Origin of the sequence: Tritonibacter scottomollicae (assembly GCF_003003215.1) — a bacterium.
Taxonomy (GTDB): Bacteria; Pseudomonadota; Alphaproteobacteria; order Rhodobacterales; family Rhodobacteraceae; genus Epibacterium; species Epibacterium scottomollicae.
The window spans coordinates 160,656-179,210 of record NZ_PVUF01000009.1; the positions used below are offsets into that span (position 1 = coordinate 160,656).

The 18,555-nt window shown below is 61.1% G+C and carries 21 protein-coding genes, 1 tRNA gene and 1 riboswitch; of the genes, 11 read left to right on the forward strand and 11 right to left on the reverse strand.

Going from position 1 to position 18,555, the window contains the following annotated elements; genetic code table 11:
• Positions 1-179: 179 nt before the first annotated feature.
• The gene (locus CLV89_RS14790; protein WP_106164428.1) at positions 180-881 is read right to left on the reverse strand and encodes a response regulator; all 702 of its coding nucleotides are present in this window, start codon (positions 879-881) and stop codon (positions 180-182) included.
• Positions 878-1,390, reverse strand: a complete 513-nt coding sequence (locus CLV89_RS14795; RefSeq protein ID WP_106164429.1) for a MarR family winged helix-turn-helix transcriptional regulator — start codon at positions 1,388-1,390, stop codon at positions 878-880. Before CLV89_RS14795 ends, CLV89_RS14790 begins: the two co-directional genes overlap by 4 nt.
• A gap of 160 nt (positions 1,391-1,550) precedes the next feature.
• On the opposite strand from CLV89_RS14795, the gene CLV89_RS14800 reads away from it, so the two are divergent.
• Complete coding sequence (locus CLV89_RS14800; RefSeq protein WP_106164430.1) at positions 1,551-2,417, forward strand: branched-chain amino acid aminotransferase; 867 nt, start codon at positions 1,551-1,553, stop codon at positions 2,415-2,417.
• A gap of 181 nt (positions 2,418-2,598) precedes the next feature.
• On the opposite strand, the gene CLV89_RS14805 is transcribed toward CLV89_RS14800, so the two are convergent.
• Positions 2,599-3,027 (reverse strand): organic hydroperoxide resistance protein, encoded by a 429-nt coding sequence (locus CLV89_RS14805; protein WP_106164431.1) that lies wholly within the window; start codon positions 3,025-3,027, stop codon positions 2,599-2,601.
• 109 nt (positions 3,028-3,136) lie between these two features.
• Between CLV89_RS14805 and CLV89_RS14810 the strand changes: the two genes are divergently transcribed.
• The gene (locus CLV89_RS14810; protein ID WP_106164432.1) at positions 3,137-3,568 is read left to right on the forward strand and encodes a MarR family winged helix-turn-helix transcriptional regulator; all 432 of its coding nucleotides are present in this window, start codon (positions 3,137-3,139) and stop codon (positions 3,566-3,568) included.
• Between the two features lie 6 nt (positions 3,569-3,574).
• Here the strand turns inward: CLV89_RS14810 and CLV89_RS14815 are convergent, their stop codons facing one another.
• Both CLV89_RS14815 and CLV89_RS14820 read right to left on the reverse strand, forming a co-directional pair.
• Positions 3,575-4,516, reverse strand: coding sequence for a DMT family transporter (locus tag CLV89_RS14815; protein WP_106164433.1), 942 nt, complete (start codon positions 4,514-4,516; stop codon positions 3,575-3,577).
• A gap of 81 nt (positions 4,517-4,597) precedes the next feature.
• Entirely contained in the window at positions 4,598-5,278 is a 681-nt protein-coding gene (locus CLV89_RS14820; protein ID WP_106164434.1) for a cation efflux transmembrane domain-containing protein, read from the reverse strand.
• A gap of 86 nt (positions 5,279-5,364) precedes the next feature.
• On the opposite strand from CLV89_RS14820, the gene CLV89_RS14825 reads away from it, so the two are divergent.
• Positions 5,365-5,781 carry a MerR family transcriptional regulator gene (locus CLV89_RS14825; protein WP_106164435.1) on the forward strand — a complete coding sequence of 139 codons (417 nt, stop codon included), beginning with the start codon at positions 5,365-5,367 and terminating at the stop codon, positions 5,779-5,781.
• 9 nt (positions 5,782-5,790) lie between these two features.
• Here the strand turns inward: CLV89_RS14825 and CLV89_RS14830 are convergent, their stop codons facing one another.
• Together CLV89_RS14830 and aroC are read right to left on the reverse strand one after the other, a co-directional pair.
• Positions 5,791-6,735, reverse strand: a complete 945-nt coding sequence (locus CLV89_RS14830; protein ID WP_106164436.1) for an AEC family transporter — start codon at positions 6,733-6,735, stop codon at positions 5,791-5,793.
• A gap of 9 nt (positions 6,736-6,744) precedes the next feature.
• Entirely contained in the window at positions 6,745-7,848 is a 1,104-nt protein-coding gene (aroC, locus tag CLV89_RS14835) for a chorismate synthase (protein WP_106164437.1), read from the reverse strand.
• A 229-nt stretch (positions 7,849-8,077) separates the two neighbouring features.
• Positions 8,078-8,182, forward strand: a riboswitch (TPP riboswitch).
• A 49-nt stretch (positions 8,183-8,231) separates the two neighbouring features.
• Between aroC and thiB the strand changes: the two genes are divergently transcribed.
• The 7 genes from thiB to CLV89_RS14870 all read left to right on the forward strand — a co-directional run bounded on the left by thiB (position 8,232) and on the right by CLV89_RS14870 (position 15,089).
• The gene (gene thiB, locus CLV89_RS14840) at positions 8,232-9,221 is read left to right on the forward strand and encodes a thiamine ABC transporter substrate binding subunit (protein WP_106164438.1); all 990 of its coding nucleotides are present in this window, start codon (positions 8,232-8,234) and stop codon (positions 9,219-9,221) included.
• Positions 9,197-10,768 (forward strand): thiamine/thiamine pyrophosphate ABC transporter permease ThiP, encoded by a 1,572-nt coding sequence (locus tag CLV89_RS14845; protein ID WP_106164439.1) that lies wholly within the window; start codon positions 9,197-9,199, stop codon positions 10,766-10,768. Before thiB ends, CLV89_RS14845 begins: the two co-directional genes overlap by 25 nt.
• The gene (locus CLV89_RS14850; RefSeq protein ID WP_106164465.1) at positions 10,755-11,462 is read left to right on the forward strand and encodes a thiamine ABC transporter ATP-binding protein; all 708 of its coding nucleotides are present in this window, start codon (positions 10,755-10,757) and stop codon (positions 11,460-11,462) included. Before CLV89_RS14845 ends, CLV89_RS14850 begins: the two co-directional genes overlap by 14 nt.
• Positions 11,463-11,548: 86 nt before the next feature.
• Complete coding sequence (locus CLV89_RS14855) at positions 11,549-12,151, forward strand: glutathione S-transferase (protein WP_106164440.1); 603 nt, start codon at positions 11,549-11,551, stop codon at positions 12,149-12,151.
• Between the two features lie 226 nt (positions 12,152-12,377).
• Positions 12,378-12,938: a ubiquinol-cytochrome c reductase iron-sulfur subunit gene (gene petA / locus CLV89_RS14860; protein ID WP_106164441.1), complete on the forward strand. Its 561-nt coding sequence runs from the start codon at positions 12,378-12,380 to the stop codon at positions 12,936-12,938.
• A gap of 12 nt (positions 12,939-12,950) precedes the next feature.
• Positions 12,951-14,279 carry a cytochrome b gene (gene petB, locus CLV89_RS14865; RefSeq protein WP_106164442.1) on the forward strand — a complete coding sequence of 443 codons (1,329 nt, stop codon included), beginning with the start codon at positions 12,951-12,953 and terminating at the stop codon, positions 14,277-14,279.
• Positions 14,280-14,297: 18 nt separating this feature from the next.
• On the forward strand, positions 14,298-15,089 hold the full coding sequence (locus CLV89_RS14870; RefSeq protein WP_106164443.1) for a cytochrome c1: 792 nt from the start codon (positions 14,298-14,300) through the stop codon (positions 15,087-15,089).
• Between the two features lie 137 nt (positions 15,090-15,226).
• Here CLV89_RS14870 and CLV89_RS14875 read toward each other — a convergent pair whose 3' ends face one another.
• From CLV89_RS14875 to dapF, 3 genes are read right to left on the reverse strand one after another with little or no spacing between them, the layout of a single operon-like run.
• A complete protein-coding gene (locus CLV89_RS14875; protein ID WP_106164444.1) occupies positions 15,227-15,748 on the reverse strand; it encodes a chloramphenicol phosphotransferase CPT family protein in 522 nt (173 codons plus the stop codon).
• A gap of 19 nt (positions 15,749-15,767) precedes the next feature.
• Complete coding sequence (gene mtaB, locus CLV89_RS14880) at positions 15,768-17,033, reverse strand: tRNA (N(6)-L-threonylcarbamoyladenosine(37)-C(2))-methylthiotransferase MtaB (RefSeq protein WP_106164445.1); 1,266 nt, start codon at positions 17,031-17,033, stop codon at positions 15,768-15,770.
• The gene (dapF, locus tag CLV89_RS14885) at positions 17,030-17,857 is read right to left on the reverse strand and encodes a diaminopimelate epimerase (protein ID WP_207796940.1); all 828 of its coding nucleotides are present in this window, start codon (positions 17,855-17,857) and stop codon (positions 17,030-17,032) included. Before dapF ends, mtaB begins: the two co-directional genes overlap by 4 nt.
• Before the next feature lie 248 nt (positions 17,858-18,105).
• Here dapF and CLV89_RS14890 point away from each other — a divergent pair.
• Positions 18,106-18,181, forward strand: a tRNA-Lys gene (locus CLV89_RS14890).
• A gap of 120 nt (positions 18,182-18,301) precedes the next feature.
• Here CLV89_RS14890 and CLV89_RS14895 read toward each other — a convergent pair.
• On the reverse strand, positions 18,302-18,555 hold a 254-nt coding region (locus CLV89_RS14895; RefSeq protein WP_133166708.1), incomplete at its 5' end, for an integrase core domain-containing protein.

Here is an 18,555-nt window from a genome sequence, read left to right on the forward strand (position 1 = left end):
CCCCGTTTGACCGGCGCAATTCAAGAGGGCCACCGTCAGTTCAGCGTCAGTCCGCATGAGGCCTGATTACCACCGCCCCGCACAGCAGCCCCCAAAGAAAACAGTGGCCTGCGCGCATGAGCAGGCCGGGCGTTGAGGTGCCCCAACAGCGGAGACGACTGCCTCGATGTCGCGAAACTTCAGTCCGGGGCCAACATGTAGCCCGCACCGCGCACGGTTTGCAGGTATTGCGGCTGTTTTGGATTGGGCTCGATCTTGCGGCGTAGGCGGGTGATCTGCACGTCAACCGCGCGCTCCTGTGCCTGACCACGGTCGCGGCCCAGATCCTCCACCAGCTTGGCCCTACTGACAGGCTCTCCCGGCTGGGCGGAAAAGATCTTCATCAGCTGTATCTCGGTCGAGGTCAGGCGGATCAGATCCTCGCCCTGCCACATTTCGCCCCGGTCGATGTCATAGCGAATGGCCCCCAGTTGCAGGAATTTCGGCGTCACCTCTTCCGGCTGGTTCTCCGGCATCCGCCGCAGGATCGCATTGATCCGCAACAACAGCTCCTTGGGCTCGAACGGCTTTGGCAGGTAGTCATCCGCTCCGACCTCCAGCCCCTTGATGCGGTCGTCTGTCTCGCCCCGCGCGGTCAGCAACAGGATCGGCGTCACCATGGTTTCGCGCAGCGATGCGGTCAGCGACAGGCCATCCTCCCCCGGCATCATCACGTCAAGCACGATGAGGTCGAAATCCAGCCCCGACAGAACCCGTCGCGCATGGGCGGCATCGCGTGCGGCGGTGACCAGGAACCCGGCCCGCATCAGGAACTTCTTCAACAGGTCGCGGATGCGTTCGTCATCGTCGACGATCAGCAGATGCGCATCAGGGGTGCTCATTGCGGTTTCTCGCGCATTTCAACATAGGCCCGGCGCATATCGGCATCCATCATGGCTTCCAGTACTTTCTTGAATCCCTGCACGGCCTCTGGCCCGGCCTGCTTGTAAGCGGAACGCATGCGGATGCGCTGAGCATCAGACAGACGCTGCTCCAGCTCCTGCCCCTGCTCGGTGAGGTAGAGATTGCGCTCGCGCTTGTCGAGCGTGCCAACCCGACTGTCCACCAGCCCATCCTCGACCAGGGCCCGCAGCACGCGGTTCAGCGATTGCTTGGTCACACCGAGAATGCTCAGCAGATTGTTGACCGTGGTACCAGGAGAGCGGCTGATGAAGTGCAACGCCCGATGGTGTGCACGTCCATAGGCCAGCTCAGCAAGAATACGATCAGGATCGGCCGTAAAGCCCCGATAGGCAAAGAACATCGCCTCAATCCCTTGGCGCAGCTGCTCATCGGTCAGAAAAAGCAGGCTCTCGCCACCAAATCCCGACCCGGACCGCCCGTCAGACATCTTTGCCCCTCCTTCGTTTTGCAGGCCAGTTTATGTCAGCATTGTTGACATTCCAAGACCCGAGATGTATCGAGTTGCCGGTTTGGCGCAATTATGTGAACGCGTTCACGGTAACTTGCGCAAGAAGTGAAAATGCTACGGCGCTGAAAAGGAATGTGGAATGGCTGGATATGATGACCGCGACGGTCTGATCTGGATGGATGGCGAACTGGTGAACTGGCGCGACGCCAAGGTCCATGTGCTGACCCATGCAATGCATTATGCCTCTTCCGTGTTCGAGGGTGAGCGCGCCTACAATGGCAAGATCTTCAAAAGCCGCGAACATTCCGCACGCCTGATCGCCTCGGCCGAGGCGCTGGACATGCCGATGCCCTATTCGGTGGATGACATCGAAAAGGCCAAGGAAGAGACGCTGAAAGCGTCCGGCCTGACGGACGCCTATGTGCGCGCCGTGGTCTGGCGTGGCTCAGGCGAAGACATGGGCGTGGCGTCCGCAAAGAACCCCGTACGCATGGCGGTCGCGGTCTGGGGCTGGGGCGCCTACTATGGTGACGCCAAGATGCAGGGTGCAAAGCTCGACATCGCCGAATTCAAACGCCCGTCGCCGGAAACCATTCCCGTGCATGCAAAGGCGGCGGGTCTCTACATGATCTGCACCATCTCCAAGCACAAGGCGGAGGCCAAGGGCTGTTCCGACGCTCTGTTCATGGATTATCGTGGCTATGTGGCCGAGGCGACCGGCGCCAATATCTTCTTCGTCAAGGATGGCGAAGTGCACACGCCGAAACCCGATTGCTTCCTCAACGGCATCACCCGCCAGACCGTGATCCAGATGCTGAAGGATCGCGGGATCACCGTGCATGAGCGCCACATCATGCCAGAGGAAATGGACGGGTTCGAACAGTGCTGGCTCACCGGGACTGCTGCCGAGGTGACTCCTGTGGGCGAGATCGGCCCCTACACTTTCGAGGTGGGCGCAATGACCCGGGAAATTTCCGAAGCCTACGAGACGCTGGTCCGCAGCTGATCCGCCGTCTGTAGTAAAGCGGCAAAAGCGCGGAGCTCACGCCCCGCGCTTTTTCTGTTTGAGCACCTGCGGTGCCGCCGGGCGCTTGCTGCACCTTCATCTTTTCACAAATATCTCGGAGCGCGAGGCAGAGCCTCGCCCCCCTTAAATTGATCCTGTGCGCCGCAGGCGCTCCGCGGGATCAGGCGATTTCGGTGGTGACGTCGACGTTGCCGCGCACCGAGTTGGAATAGGGGCAGATCTTGTGACCAGCCTCGGTGAGGCGCTCCGCCGCGTCCTTGTCCATCCCCGGCAGGGTCACCTTCAGATGTACGGTCAGGCCAAAGCCGCCCGCCTCGCGTGGGCCGATGCCAACAGCGGTCTCCACCGCAACGTCATCGGGTACCTTCGCCAGGCTATCATCCTGCGTGGTCGCAAATTTCATCGCGCCGATGTAGCAGGCGGAATAGCCGGCCGCAAATAGCTGCTCGGGGTTGTAGCCCTTCCCGTCACCGCCCATTTCGGTCGGCGGGGCGAGATCGAGAACAAGGTCGGTTCCGGCCACTTTGGCCTGGCCATCACGGCCTCCGGTGGCGGATCCATGGGCGGTGTAGACGGGGGATACGGACATTTCCAACTCCTGTTATCGTGGACGATTATATCGCGTACGATCAATATGGTTACTGTCGACGCGAATTCAACCGCTTGCGATCAGATCGCGCGAGATCTAAATTCTCCTCATGGATCGACCTCTGCAAATCGACGAGCTTCTGTGCTTCTCCGTCTATTCGGTGAACCATGCGATCTCGCGCCTCTATCGCCCGCTGCTGGCCCCTCTGGGGCTGACCTATCCGCAATACCTAGTGCTGGTGGCGCTCTGGGACAGGGACAAGCGACGGGTGAATGATCTGGGGACCGAGCTGCAGTTGGACACAAACACCCTGACCCCGCTCCTGAAGCGGATGGAGGCGGCCGAGCTGCTGACCCGCAAAAGAAACCCCGAGGATGAGCGCAGCCTGATCGTCGCCCTCACAGACAAAGGTCGCAACCTGCAGGACAAGGCAGGTGAGGTGACCTCCTGCGTGCTGGAGGCGATGGGCGGCGATATCGAGGAACTGTCCGCCCTGCGTGACAGGCTGAATGCCCTGAGGCACAAGCTGGAACAGCAATAAACCTGCTCAGCCCCCCTTGGGGTCGGTCAGCGGCTTAGCCTTGCCGCGATCCAGCCCGAGACGGCTTTCGCGCCAGATCACGATGCCATTGGCGGTAACAACCAACGCTGCCCCGGCCAACACGACCAGTGAGGGCCACTCGGCAAACCAAACGTAGCCGATCACCAATGCAAACAGCATCGAGACATAGTCGTAAGGTGCCAACAGCGATGCCGGCGCAAAGCGGTAGGACGAAGTGATCAGGATCTGCGCGATCGCCCCGATAAAACCTGTACTGATCAGCAGCAACAGTAGCGGCGTATCTGGAACCACCCAGCCAAACGGCAAAGTCAGCAATGATAGAAACGATGCGGTTATCGAAAAGTAGAATACGATCGCCGCTGTTTCCTCACTCTGCACCATTTTGCGAATATGGATCTGCACGAACCCGCGCAAGGCCGCAGCAGCCAGCACCAGGATCGCGCCAACAAATGCCGTGTCCTGTATCACCTCGGAACTGCCCAGGCGCGGCGACAACATGATGACAACGCCAACCAACCCTATGGCCACCGCGCTGATACGGATGACGCGAATACGCTCTCCCAAGAAAAGGGCCGCCAGAATGAGCGTGAAAATCGGCGTCACATAGCCAAGGGCCGTCACTTCGGGGAGCGGCAGCAGCGACAAGGCCGCAAAATTTAACCCCATCGCTGACGTACCAACAACGCCGCGCCAGAAATGCAGCATCGGGCTTTTTGTGCGTAAGCCCTTGGGCAGATCCCCCCGCAGCGCCAGCCAGACCAGAATCACCGGCAGGACAAAGAATGACCGAAAGAACACCGCCTGCCCCGTCGGCACCGTTTGGGTGATTTCCTTGATCAGGCCGGACATGATCGTGAAGAGGCCGATGGCCGTCACTTTAAGAATGATCGCCAGCAAAGGTCGATGCGATGTTAAGCTTTTTGCCATGCGCGGACCCTGCGCGCTTGGCCTGTGATTGGCAAGCACGCAGGGCTGGATTGGTACATTATAGTGTGCGCCTGGCAAACCTTAGTGCGCGTGGGTATGCCCATCCTCCGCGGCCTGCCCCTGATCGTGGGTATGCCCGCCCGACGGTGTCTTATCACCACGCCATTCAGCCAGCGCCTGACGCAGGATCTGCACCGCAGAGGAGAGGAACAAACCCGCCATAATGCCCGCAACGATCAGGTCCGGCCAACCGGTTGCGGTCCCCCAAACGCCCAGCGCGGCAATCATAACCGCCACGTTGCCCACGGCGTCATTGCGTGAACACAGCCAGACCGAGCGCACATTCGCATCGCCATCTTTGTAGGCAGCCAGGAGCGCCACCGACAACAGGTTGGCGGCCAGTGCCATGAAACCGATGTAGCCCATCACCTGTGCTTCGGGCACACCAACCACAAAGACCTTCCAGACAGTCGACCCCAAAACCCAACTGCCCATCAGCAGAAGGCTCACACCTTTGCCGATCGCAGCCATAGATCGCGTGCGCAGGCTGGCACCGATCACTGCCAGAGAAATCCCGTAGGTCAGCGCATCCCCAAGAAAGTCCAGCGCGTCGGCCTTCAGCGCCTGACTGTTGGCAGCCTGACCCGCTGCCATTTCGACGAAGAACATCGCCGCATTGATCGCGATCACCGCCCAGAGGCGGCGTTTGTATTCCCTCGACACACCGTCAAACTGGGCGTCATGATTGCAGCATCCTGCCATGGGTCAGGTCCTTTATGCTTGTCCTTGAACTCGATTCGGGATCAACCTAGGTGCTCTAGTCACTAGAGGTTCAAGAGGGAATTGAGATGTTTTCCATCGGCGCATTGTCAAAGGCCACTGGCGTGAAAGTCCCCACCATCCGCTATTACGAGGAAATCGGCCTGATCGACCCCGCCACGCGCAACGCGGGCAACCAGCGTCGCTATGATCAGGCCGGGCTGGAGCGGTTAGGGTTCATCAAACACGCCCGCGATCTTGGCTTTGGCCTTGAGGAGATCAAAGAGCTGATGGGCCTGAATGGCGAGCTGGGACAGGATTGCCACGCCGCCGATCAGATCGCCAAGGCGCAGCTGGAGAAAGTCCGGTCCCGCATCCTGCGATTGCAGCAGCTGGAGACGGAACTGGAGCGGATCACACACCTCTGCGAAGGCGGCACCGGCGGCACCTGTCAGGTGCTCACCGCGCTGGGCGATCACAGCCAGTGCCTTGGCGAGCACGGCTGAAGCGCGGCCTCAGGTCAGCAGCCACAGCAACCCGTTCAGGGTGAAGAACGTCAGCACCGTCGCCGCCAGAGAGGCCAGACTGGCCGCGCCCTCATGCCCGCGGGCCTGGGCAAAGATGGTGTAGGTCGCAAAGATCGGCATCGCGGCGGAGAGGATCAGCGCGGCGCGGATCTGCGGCGAGATGTCCAGCAGCCCCGTCAGGACAAAGACACCAGCCACCAGCGCCACGATCATGGGATGCAGCACCAGCTTGCCCAACGTGGTCTGCAGCGCGAGGCTCTTGTTGCCACGCAGGGGAAGCCCGGCCAGAGAGCCGCCGATCACGATCAGCGACACCGCCCCGGCAGAAGCCGCCAGCATGTCGGTAAAGCGGAACACCGGCGCCGGGATCGACAGCGGTAGCACTGAAACCACCAGCCCGGCCATCAGCGCCATCATCGTCGGCATTTTCACCACGTTCCAGACGATCTTCCGCAGGCGCGGGCCAAGAGGCTGCGCCGTATCGCTGGCAGCGGCCTCCATCAGCATCAGGCAGATCGGGATCAGGATCAGCGTTTCGATCACCAAGTTGAGCGTCAGCACCACGCCGGCGATGTCAGGAAACGCCAGCAGCATCACCGGATAGCCGACAAAGCCGTTGTTGGGGCAGGTTGACCCCATCACGCCCACGGCGCGGCGCATCGGGTCAAAACCCCGCGCGCTCAGCAACGCATAGGCCACGGCGATATTGATCACCCCGCCAAGCAGATAGGGCAGCACATAGGCCGTCTGGAAGACCTCGACCGGGTCGCGCTGCGCCAGGGTGGTAAAGATCAGCGCGGGCAGCGCCAGGTTGAAGACAAAGGCGCCGAGGCTCTTGATGTCGGACTGACTGAAAATGCCTTTCCAGACAAAGAGATACCCAAGCCCCAGGGCCGCGTAGATCGGAAAGGTGATCCCGAGGATGGCGGCCATGGGCGGAGTTTACCCGATGTGGCCCTGATTCTCGCCAATCTGGCCGCGATGCAGCAGCAGGTGATCCAAAATCACGCAGGCCATCATCGCCTCGGCGACAGGCACCGCGCGAATGCCGACGCAGGGATCATGGCGGCCCCTGGTGATCACCTCGGCGGCAGAGCCATCCTTGCGGATCGACTGGCGCGGCGTCAGGATCGAGGAGGTCGGCTTGACCGCAAAGCGCACCACAACGTCCTGACCGGTGGAAATGCCGCCAAGGATGCCGCCGGCATGGTTGGAGGAATAGACCGGCTGGCCATCGTTGCCCATGAAGATCTCATCGGCATTCTGGGAGCCTTTCAGCTGAGCCGCCTGCATGCCCTCGCCGATTTCCACGCCCTTCACGGCGTTGATCGACATCATCGCGGCCGCCAGATCGGTGTCGAGCTTGCCATAGACCGGCGCGCCAATCCCTGCGGGGACGCCGCGCGCCACCACCTCGACCACGGCGCCAACCGAATCGTGATCCTTGCGCAGGGCCTGTAGATAGTCTTCCCAGTCCTGCACGGCGTCGGCGTCGGGAATCCAGAAATCATTCTGCGGGATCGCATCCCAGTCAAAGCGGCTGCGGTCGATCTCCATCTCGCCCATGCGGGTCATGTAACCGGTGATCTCCAGCCCCGGCACCAGCGCTTTGATCGCCGCGCGTGCCACGCCGCCGGCGGCCACCCGCGCGGCGGTTTCGCGGGCGGAGGAACGTCCGCCGCCGCGATAATCGCGGTTGCCGTATTTCTGGAAATAGGTGATGTCCGCGTGGCCGGGGCGGAAGGTCTGGGCGATGTCGCCATAGTCCTTCGAGCGCTGATCCGTGTTCTCGATCATCAGCTGGATCGGCGTGCCGGTGGAATGACCCTCGAACACACCGGACAGGATCTTCACCGCATCCGGCTCGTTGCGCTGGGTGGTGTTCTTGTTCTGGCCGGGACGGCGCCGGTCCAACCACTGCTGCAGCATATCCGCATCCAGCGGCACATTCGGCGGGCAGCCATCCACAGTTGCACCGAGGGCAGGCCCGTGGCTTTCGCCCCAGGTGGTGACACGGAAGAGGTGGCCGAAAGAGTTCATGGACATGCGCGCGGGTCTCCTTATGTCCTGCCCCTTTAACGGCAAAGGCGGCGCGGGAAAAGAGAGTGGCGCATTAACCCCGCAGAAAGGACAGAATGTCTCCCCCAATGTTTCGCGCGCGAAACAATAGGTCAGGAGGGGTGCCGTAAATCCTCCAAGGCAAAGGCCCTCCCCATCGCCCCATCCAAGCCCTGCATGCGCGACCTTGCCAAGCTCTGATGTCAGCCCTAGTGTCCTCCTCACCTCGGGGTGCGCAGATCAATGCGCTGAGATGTCGATTGATGAACCCGCTGAACCTGAACCGGATTATACCGGCGGAGGGAAGGTTTCGGATCTTCCGGCACGCGATGCCCGGATCCCCCTCGCCTCACGCCGCACTGGAGACTGACATGAAAACCCTCGTTCTTGCGAGCAGTGTTGCGGGCGCGATTGCCCTGTCCACAGCAGCCACGGCCGAGACCCCGGAATTGGTGGTCTATACCTATGACAGCTTTGTCTCTGAATGGGGGCCCGGCCCCGCGGTGGAAACCGCCTTTGAGGCGACCTGCGGTTGCGATCTGAAATTTGTCGGTGCGGGCGATGGCGCCGCGCTGCTGGCACGGATCAAGCTGGAAGGGGCGCGCTCTGACGCCGATGTTGTGCTGGGGCTCGACACCAACCTGACGGCGGCGGCAAAGGACACCGGTCTGTTTGCGCCGATTTCAGTGACAGCGGAATATGCTCTGCCAGTGGAGTGGCAGGACGAGATGTTCGCCCCCTATGACTGGGGCTATTTCGCCTTTGTGCATAATGCCGATGCCGACGCACCCACGAACTTCAAGGCGCTGGCCGAGAGTGATGCAAAGATCGTGATCCAGGATCCGCGCTCTTCCACCCCCGGCCTCGGCCTGCTGATGTGGGTGAAGGCCGCCTATGGCGACGAAGCCCCCGCGATCTGGGAGGATCTGAGCGACAATATCGTCACCGTGACCAAAGGCTGGTCCGAGGCCTATGGCCTGTTCCTCGAAGGTGAAGCGGACATGGTCCTGTCCTACACCACCTCGCCCGCCTATCACCTGATTGCCGAGAAAGATGACACCAAGGCGGCGGCGGTGTTTGACGAAGGCCACTACATGCAGGTGGAGGTCGCGGGCAAGCTGGCGTCCAGCGATCAGCCAGAGCTGGCGGATCAGTTCCTGCAATTCATGGTCTCTGACGCGTTTCAGTCGATCATTCCGACCACCAACTGGATGTATCCGGCGGTGATCCCGTCCGACGGCCTGCCACAGGGGTTCGAAACCCTCGTCAGCCCGGAGAAATCCCTGTTGTTGCCGGAAGAGGATGCAGCCTCCGTCCGCGATGAAGCATTGGCCGAATGGCTCTCCGCGCTCAGCCAGTAACCCTGCGCCCGGTTGCGACCTGGCCCGGAACCTGCGCCGCCCTTGGGGTGGCGCTTCTGGTTCTGGGCACATTGACTGCCGTGGCCCTGCGCGCCGAAGGGCCTGCGGGCCTTGGCCCGGCGGATTGGTCCGCGCTGCGCTTCACGCTGCTGCAGGCGAGCCTGTCGGCACTGTTCAGCATCGGGCTTGCGGTGCCCGTAGCGCGGGCGATGGCGCGGCGGCGGTTCTTCGGACGGCGGGTGCTGATCACCCTTCTGGGCGCGCCGTTCATCCTGCCGGTGATTGTTGCCATCCTCGGATTGCTCGCCGTGTTTGGCCGCTCCGGCTGGGTCAGTGACCTGCTGGCGCTGTTTGGCTTTGCCCCCGTGCAGATCTACGGCTTGCATGGTGTGGTGATCGCGCATGTGTTCTTCAACCTGCCGCTGGCAACACGGCTGATCCTGCAAGGCTGGCAAGAAATCCCCGCTGAGCGGTTTCGCCTTACCGCACAGTTGAACGCCGGACCCCGCGCGATGTGGCGTCTTCTGGAGGCCCCGATGCTGCGACAGGTCCTGCCGGGCGCCACAGCAGTGGTTTTTGCCATCTGCCTGTCGAGCTTTGCGGTCGCCCTGACACTCGGCGGCGGACCCAAATCGACGACGCTGGAATTGGCGATCTATCAGGCCTTTCACTTTGATTTCGACCTTGGTCGAGCGGCCATGCTGTCCGGTGTGCAGCTGGGTCTGACAGTCATCGCGGCCCTTCTGGCGCTGCGTGTGCCCCCCGGTGACGGATTTGGCGGCGGTCTTGATCGGGCGGTGTCCAGATGGGACGGACGCGGCATCGGCTCACGCCTGCTCGACAGTCTCTGGATCAGCCTGGCCGCACTGTTTCTGATCCTGCCACTTCTGGCGGTGCTCGTTGCCGGAGTTCCGGGCCTCATGTCGCTGCCAAGCTCGGTCTGGAGCGCCACCTGGGTCTCATTGCAAGTGGCTGCGCTGAGCACGACACTGCTGTTGCTCATTGCTCTTCCGCTGTCGGCCAGCATCGCATTGGGGCGCAAGGCATTGGGAGAGGTGGCCGGCATACTGGGGCTCGCGGCTTCGCCATTGGTGATCGGAACCGGACTGTTTGTACTGGTCTACCCAATTGCCGACCCGTTTGCGCTGGCCTTGCCGGTCACGGCGGTGGTGAACATGGTGATGGCGTTGCCCTTCGCCCTGCGCATTCTGATCCCGCGCGTGCGACAGGTGATGCAGCAGAACAGTCGGCTGGCTCTGGCGCTCGACATGCGTGGCACAGCGTTCTGGTGGCAGGTTCTGCTCCCGCGGTGTCGGGCCCAAATCGGGTTTGCCGCAGGCCTGACTGCGGCGCTCTCCCTGGGCGATCTCGGCGTCATCGCACTTTTTGCCGATCCGGAGGTGGCCACATTGCCGCTTCAGGTCTATCGGCTGATGGGAGCCTATCGAATGGAGGCGGCACAGGGCGCAGCGCTCTTGTTGTTCATTCTGTCCATGGCAGCATTCTGGCTGCTGGATCGCGGAGGACGCTTTCATGCTGAAGCTTGAGACCATGCAGGTGCAAAAGGGCGATTTTCACCTGTCCGGCAGCCTTCAGATTGCCGCTGGCACCCGGGTTGCTGTGATCGGCCCATCGGGCGCTGGCAAGTCGACGCTGCTGGAAGCCATCGCCGGGTTCCAGCCTTTGCAGAGCGGACGCATCCTGTGGAATGGAGACGATCTGGCAGGCAAACCACCCGGCGCGCGTCCCGGGGCTATGCTGTTTCAGGACGGCAACCTGTTTCCGCATCTGACGGTGCGACAGAACGTGCGACTGGGTATCGACGCCAACAGACGTCTGTCTGCGCAAGAGGACGCACAGGTATCGCAGGCGCTGAAACGCGTTGGTCTCGGTGAGATGGCAGACCGCAAACCTGCTGCTCTGTCCGGTGGACAACAGAGCAGAGCCGCGCTGGCACGGGTCCTGGTTCAGGGGTGCGCGTTGCTCTTGCTGGATGAACCTTTTGCCGCCCTCGGACCGGCTTTGAAGGCGGAGATGCTGGACCTTGTCGCCGACATTGCGACCGACTGCGGAGCCACACTCCTGATGGTCAGCCATGACCCACAGGATGCCCGCCGGATCGCCGAGCAGGTCATACTGGTGGCCGAGGCGGTGGTATCCCCCCCTGCCCCAACGGCGATGCTGCTGGACAATCCACCTCCGGCGTTGCGGGCATATCTCGGATCAGACGCCGGCGACTGACACAGGTTTGACTATTTCAGAGATAGACTATTTTCATAATCTCCAGTCACCCGCTAGAGTTGCGCCAACCAGGGAGACCCAGCGACATGAAACTCTTTTACTCCGCGTCATCGCCATTCGTGCGCAAGGTGGTGCTCGTATTGCATGAAACCGGACAGGTCGAGGACGTCGAGCTGCTGCACGTCAGCACCTCTGTGACCGGACCTGACGCGGCCCTCGCGGCCAGCAATCCGCTGGCAAAGATCCCGGCACTGACACGCGACGGTGGGCCGACGCTCTATGACAGCCGGGTGATCTGCGAATTCCTCGATGACCGGGCTGGCGGAGCGCTCTACCGGGGCGGCTGGGACATGAAGGTGCTGGAGGCCACGGCAGATGGCATCATGGATGCCGGTGTTTCCATGGCATATGAAAAGCGCCTTCGCCCGGCCGACAAGCAATGGGATGCCTGGCTGGAAGGTCAGCGCAAGAAGATTATCGGAGCCTGCGCCGCGGTCGAGGCGCGCTGGATGCCAAGTTTGACCGGACCAGTGAATATCGGCCAATTGGCTATGGCAGCGGCACTGGCTTATGTCGATTTCAGGCACCCCGACGCAGGCTGGCGCGATGGCCACCCGCAGTTGGCGGATTGGCTGATGAATTTCGAATCGCGGCCATCGATGAAAGCGACCCGGCCAGACACGGCCTAAGTCCCGCTTTCACCTCGTCTTAAGGGAGGAGAAGGCACATAAGTCCGGAAGAGGCGCAGCAATGCAACGGTTCTGTGAAAGAATACCACATTCAGGACAACCTGCGCTGCTTTGACCGCTAGACGAACCGGGTTTGCATCGCTAGACACGCGGCTGAGTCACCGCGTCCAGTTGCGGTGTAAGCGCATGTTTGCCCTAAACGGGCGCTGAAATTGGAGAAAACCTCGTGTCCCACGCAGAAGACCACGAAGGAACCCGGAGAGATTTCCTCTACTACGCCACTGCCGGCGCAGGGGCGGTTACCGCGGGTGCCGCCGTTTGGCCATTGGTCAATCAGATGAACCCCTCGGCTGACGTTCAGGCCCTGTCCTCCATCATTGTGGATGTCTCCGGCGTTGACGTTGGCACGCAGATCTCCGTGATGTTCCTCGGCAAACCGGTATTTATCCGTCGCCGTACCCAAGAAGAAATTGACGAAGCGCGCGCTGTCGAGATGCAAGAGCTGATCGACTCGTCCTCGGAAAACCCGAACAAACCGGGCACCGACGCCGCTGACGAAAACCGTACCCTCGACGAAAATGGCGAATGGCTGGTGATGATGGGTGTCTGCACCCACCTCGGCTGTGTGCCGCTCGGTGATGGCGCGGGTGAGTTCAACGGCTGGTTCTGCCCCTGTCACGGGTCGCACTACGACACTGCAGGCCGTATCCGTAAAGGTCCGGCGCCTCAGAACCTGCATATCCCGGTGGCTGAGTTCACCGACGAAACCACCATCAAGCTGGGATAAGGAGACGCGCGAATGGCTGGTATTCCACACGACCATTACGAGCCGAAGACGGGCGGAGAAAAGTGGCTTAACAGCCGCCTGCCCATCGTTGGCCTGATTTACGACACCATCATGATTCCCACCCCCAAGAACCTGAACTGGTGGTGGATCTGGGGCATCGTCCTCGCCTTCTGCCTGGTGCTGCAGATCGTCACCGGCATCGTGCTGGTGATGCACTACACGCCGCATGTGGATCTCGCCTTTGCCTCCGTTGAGCACATCATGCGCAACGTGAATGGTGGCTACATGATCCGCTACATGCACGCGAACGGCGCCTCGCTGTTCTTTGTTGCCGTCTACATCCACATCTTCCGCGGCCTTTTCTACGGCTCCTACAAGGCACCGCGCGAGATCACGTGGATCATCGGCATGCTGATCTACCTCGCAATGATGGGCACCGCCTTCATGGGCTATGTTCTGCCCTGGGGTCAGATGTCCTTCTGGGGTGCGACCGTGATTACCGGCCTGTTTGGTGCGATCCCGTTCATCGGTGAGCCAATCCAGACCTGGCTTCTGGGCGGACCCGCGGTTGATAACGCCACGCTGAACCGCTTCTTCTCGCTGCACTATCTGCTGCCTTTCGTGATTGCGGGTCTTGTGATCCTGCATATCTGGGCCTTCCACACCACGGGCAACAACAACCCGACCGGTGTCGAGGTGCGTCGCGGCTCCAAGGAAGAAGCCAAGAAAGATACGCTGCCGTTCTGGCCCTACTTTGTGATCAAGGACTTCCTCGGTCTCGCCGTGGTGTTGCTGGTGTTCTGGGCGATTGTCGGCTTCATGCCGAACTACCTCGGCCACCCGGACAACTACATCGAAGCAAACCCGCTGCAGACTCCTGCGCACATCGTTCCGGAATGGTACTTCCTGCCCTTCTACGCGATCCTGCGGGCCTTCACCTCTGAGGTCTGGGTTGTTCAGATCGCGTCCTTCGTGACCGGCGGTATCATCGATGCGAAGTTCTTCGGTGTTCTGGCGATGTTTGGTGCGATTGCCGTCATGGCGCTGGCGCCGTGGCTGGATACCTCTCGCGTGCGCTCGGGCAGATATCGTCCGCAGTTCAAGTGGTGGTTCCTGTTGCTGGTCATCGACTTCTTTGCGCTGATGTGGCTGGGGGCGATGCCCGCGGAAGAACCCTATGCGTCCTTCTCGCTGATCGCATCCGCCTATTGGTTTGGCTACTTCCTGGTGATCCTGCCGCTGCTTGGTGTGATCGAAAAGCCCGAAGCCATTCCTGCCACAATCGAAGAAGATTTCGACGCCCACTACGGCAAGAAATCCGAAGCTACTCCTGCTGAGTAAGAAGAAGGACAGCTACCCATGTTCAAGAAACTTGTAACCGGTGCTGCCTTTGCCCTGGCACTCGTCCCGGCCGCGTCCTTCGCGGCTGGTGGCGAGGGGCATATCGAAGACTTCGCCTTCTCCTTCGAAGGCCCCTTCGGCACCTATGACCAGAACCAGCTGCAGCGCGGCCTTCAGGTCTTTACCGAGGTCTGCTCTGCATGCCACGGCCTGAAGCAGGTTCCAATCCGCACCCTCGCTGACAAAAGCGGCCCCGGCCTGCCGGAAGATCAGGTGCGCGCCTATGCTGCGGACAACTTCGAAGTGTTCGACGAAGCACTGGACGATTTCCGTCCGGCAACCCCGGTCGATCACTTTCCGGCCAACACCGCGCTTGGTGCACCTGACCTTAGCCTGATGGCAAAGTCTCGCGCCGGCTTTCACGGCCCCTATGGTTTGGGTCTGAACCAGCTGTTCAAGGGCATGGGCGGTGCGGAATATATCGCCTCGCTGCTCACCGGCTACACTGGTGAGACCAAAGTTGAGGCTGGGACCACATTCTATGAGAACACCGCATTCTCTGGCGGCTGGATCTCCATGGCCCCTCCGATGTCGGACGAACAGGTGGAATTCATAGACGGTCACGAGAACGATCTGCACAGCTTGTCCAAGGACGTCTCTGCTTTCCTAATGTGGACCGCAGAACCCAAGATGATGGCGCGCAAGCAAGCCGGCTTTGTCGGTGTGCTCTTCCTCACCGTCCTCTCGGTGCTGCTCTACCTGACCAACAAGCGCCTCTGGGCGCCGCACAAGGGCAAAAAGACCTCCTGATCTGTTGATCTACAAAAATGCAAAAGCCCCCGCATCATCTGGTGCGGGGGCTTTTTATTTTGTGAAGACACCCATCAGCCGATCAATTTTCGCAGCATAAACACCACCGGTGAGTCTGGGTCGAGGGACACTCGATGTCAGGCAAAGAACCCAGAACGTGGCAGTGGATCCTTGAGCGCCGCCAGGACGCGACGCGCGCTGTCTGAGACCGAAGCCGTGCCATCGAGCGTGATATCGTAGGTGAGGCCTGCATGCACGCTGTGGAAGTCCTGCGCGGCGCTGCCTATGATACGGTCCCCGCGCGAGGCTTCGCGTTGTTGCAGCGCGAACAGCGGCGTGTGCAGGCCGACAAACAACACATCGTGCGCGGCAAGCAGTCCTTGCAGCTCCGCCTGCCAGCCCGGGGTATCGAGGATATGTTCCAGGATCAGGTCATTGCCCGCCGCGGCAAAGCCCGCCACAGCGGCGTGGAAGCCCGAGAAGAAGCCGGGTCGTGCGCCGCGCCAGTCTGGGTAGCTGGCGGGGTCCCAAGCACCGCTGTCGCGCAAATGGTCGATGGAAAGATGCAGGAACGGACGCACTGCCCGCCGACGCAGTTCTGCGGCGAGCGTGGATTTGCCACTGCTGGAAGGGCCGTGAAGGAAGACGACCAGAGCCATTGCGTCCTCCTTGCTCGGGTCAGGCGATAAGTTGCGTGCCGTTGCAGCCCGAAATCTGCGTCTGCACCAATGCGCCCTCGGTCTGCGGCGTGGCAAAGCTCACCTCGGTGAACTGCTCGGTGCGACCCATGTGGGCGTTCTCCATCAGCACGCTATGACGACGCCCGATCTGTGCCGCGAGATGCTTTTCCACCTGCGCGTCCCCAGCAGCGCGCAGCCGGGCCGCACGGTCCTTGATGACATTGCCATTGACCTGCGACGGGATCTTCGCCGCCGGTGTGCCTTCGCGCTTGGAATAGGGGAAGACGTGCAGCCAGGTGAGATCGCAGTCGGTGACCAGTTTCAGAGAATTCTCGAAATGCGCCTCGGTCTCCGTCGGGAAGCCCGCAATGATATCGGCGCCAAAGGTCATCTCGGGGCGCAGCTTGCGCGCGTCCTCGGCAAAGCGGATGGCGTCGTCGCGCAGATGGCGACGTTTCATCCGTTTCAGGATCATGTCGTCACCATGTTGCAGGGAGAGATGCAGGTGCGGCATCAGGCGTGGCTCCGTGGCGATGGCCTGCATCAGGTTCTCGTCGACCTCGATCGAGTCGATGGAGGAAATGCGCAGGCGCGGCAGGTCCGGCACCAGCTTCAGGATGCGCATCACCAAATCACCGAGTTTCGGCGTCGCAGGCAGATCGGCACCCCAGCTTGTGAGGTCGACCCCCGTCAGCACCACCTCGTTGTAGCCTTTGTCCACCAGCCGCTTGATCTGGTTCACCACCACGCCCGCCGGAACCGAACGAGAATTGCCGCGGCCATAGGGAATGATGCAGAAGGTGCAGCGGTGATCGCAACCATTCTGCACCTGCACATAGGCGCGGCTGCGGGTGCCGAACCCGTCGATCAGATGGCTGGCGGTCTCTGTCACCGACATGATGTCGTCGACCAGAACCTTTTCAGTGGCGCCGATGAAATCCGGCCCCTTGGCCATGCGCTGCCAGGTCGCGGGCTGCATCTTTTCGGTATTGCCGATGACCTGGGTGACCTCGCTCATGGCGGCGAAGGTCTCCGGTTCGGTCTGGGCGGCGCAGCCGGTGACGATGATCGGCGCGTCCGGATTATCGCGGCGCAGCTTGCGGATCTCCTGACGCGCCTTGCGCACCGCCTCTGCGGTGACGGCGCAGGTGTTCACCACCACGGCGTTCTCCAGCCCGGCCTGACGGCTGAGCTCCTTCATGGCTTCGGTCTCATAGGCGTTGAGACGGCAACCAAGGGTGGTGAATTTGGGCGCGGCGGTCACGAGGCGAGGCTTTCGAGGAACTGGCGGGTGAACGCGCCATCAGCCACATGCATGGTGGGGCCGGTCATCCAGACGCCATCGGCGCGCCAGTCGATCCAAAGCGTGCCGCCATCAAGGTCGATCCGTACCTTGCGGCCCGTGAGGCCCCGGCGCGCAGCCGCCACGGCGGTGGCACAGGAGGAGGAGCCAGAGGCCAGGGTCACGCCCACCCCGCGCTCCCAGACGCGCATGCGGATGTGATCAGGACCCGCCACATGGGCCACCTGCACGTTGGTGCGTTGTGGGTAGAGCGGGTGGTATTCGTAACGCGGTCCGAAGTCCTCAAGCGGGATCAACTCCGCATTCTCGACAAAGAAGGTGCAATGAGGGTTGCCCATGCCTGTGGCCGTGGGCGCGCCTTCGATTGGCAGCTCCAGCGTGTCCATGGCCTCGGCCAGCGGGATCTCGTCCCACTCCAGTTGCGGCGGCCCCATATTGACCGAAGTCAGCCCCTCGCCCGCATCCTGTGCCATCAAGTCACCGCGGTCAGTGGTCAGATGCAGCGCGTCCTTTTGCCTCTCATCCATCAGGAAGCGCGCGATACATCGGGTGGCATTGCCGCAGGCCGCCGAGGTGGAGCCATCGGCGTTGTAGAAAGTGAGATGCGCATCGGACGCACTGCCCGCCTCCCCCGCGGAGATCACGGCAAGCTGGTCGAAGCCGAGGCCGAACTGGCGATGGGCGATTCCCTTGGCCAAGGCGGGTGTCACTTCGAATTTATTGGCGCGGGCGTCGACAACAACAAAGTCGTTTCCGAGCCCATGCATTTTCATGAACGGCAACATATGATCGGGTCCTGGGGAGGTCATGAACCGCATATAGACCCCATGGGAAAATGAATCCAGAGATAGCGCGGAAAACTTTGAAATTGGGGGTTGACCATCTGCTGGCTTGACCGTAGAAGCCCCCCCTATCGGAACGGTATGATCAACGAGGTCAGACAGTTTCAGCTCAAAATAAGTTCTTGATCTTCCGAGATTAATCAGCTTTAAGGGCGTTCCGCGGAGGCCGGATACTTGCCTCCCCAGAGAGTGGGCCGTTAGCTCAGTTGGTAGAGCAACTGACTTTTAATCAGTGGGTCGCAGGTTCGAATCCTGCACGGCTCACCACTCTTTTCAATGGGTTAGCGAAATCGCAGATTCCCATTTTTTGCTTCTAGCAACCACCTAGCTACCACCTTGCATGAAAAAATGTGTGATGTGCCCCCATCGAGTGGTCCAATTTGAATGTTAATGCATCGTCGGCCTTTGGTCTATCAGGACGATGCTTTTGGGCGCTGGGGGCCGGTATCCTAAGGCGCTGTGGGGCCTAACCGTGTTGTAGTGGCGACGCCAGCGTTCGATGAGGATCTGTGCTTCACGCAGCGTGGTGAAGACCTCGCCGTTTAGTAACTCATCCCGGAAGCGGGCGTTGAAGCTCTCGCAGTAGCCGTTCTCCCAAGGTGATCCCGGGGCAATGAATGCGGTCTTCGCGCCCACGGCAC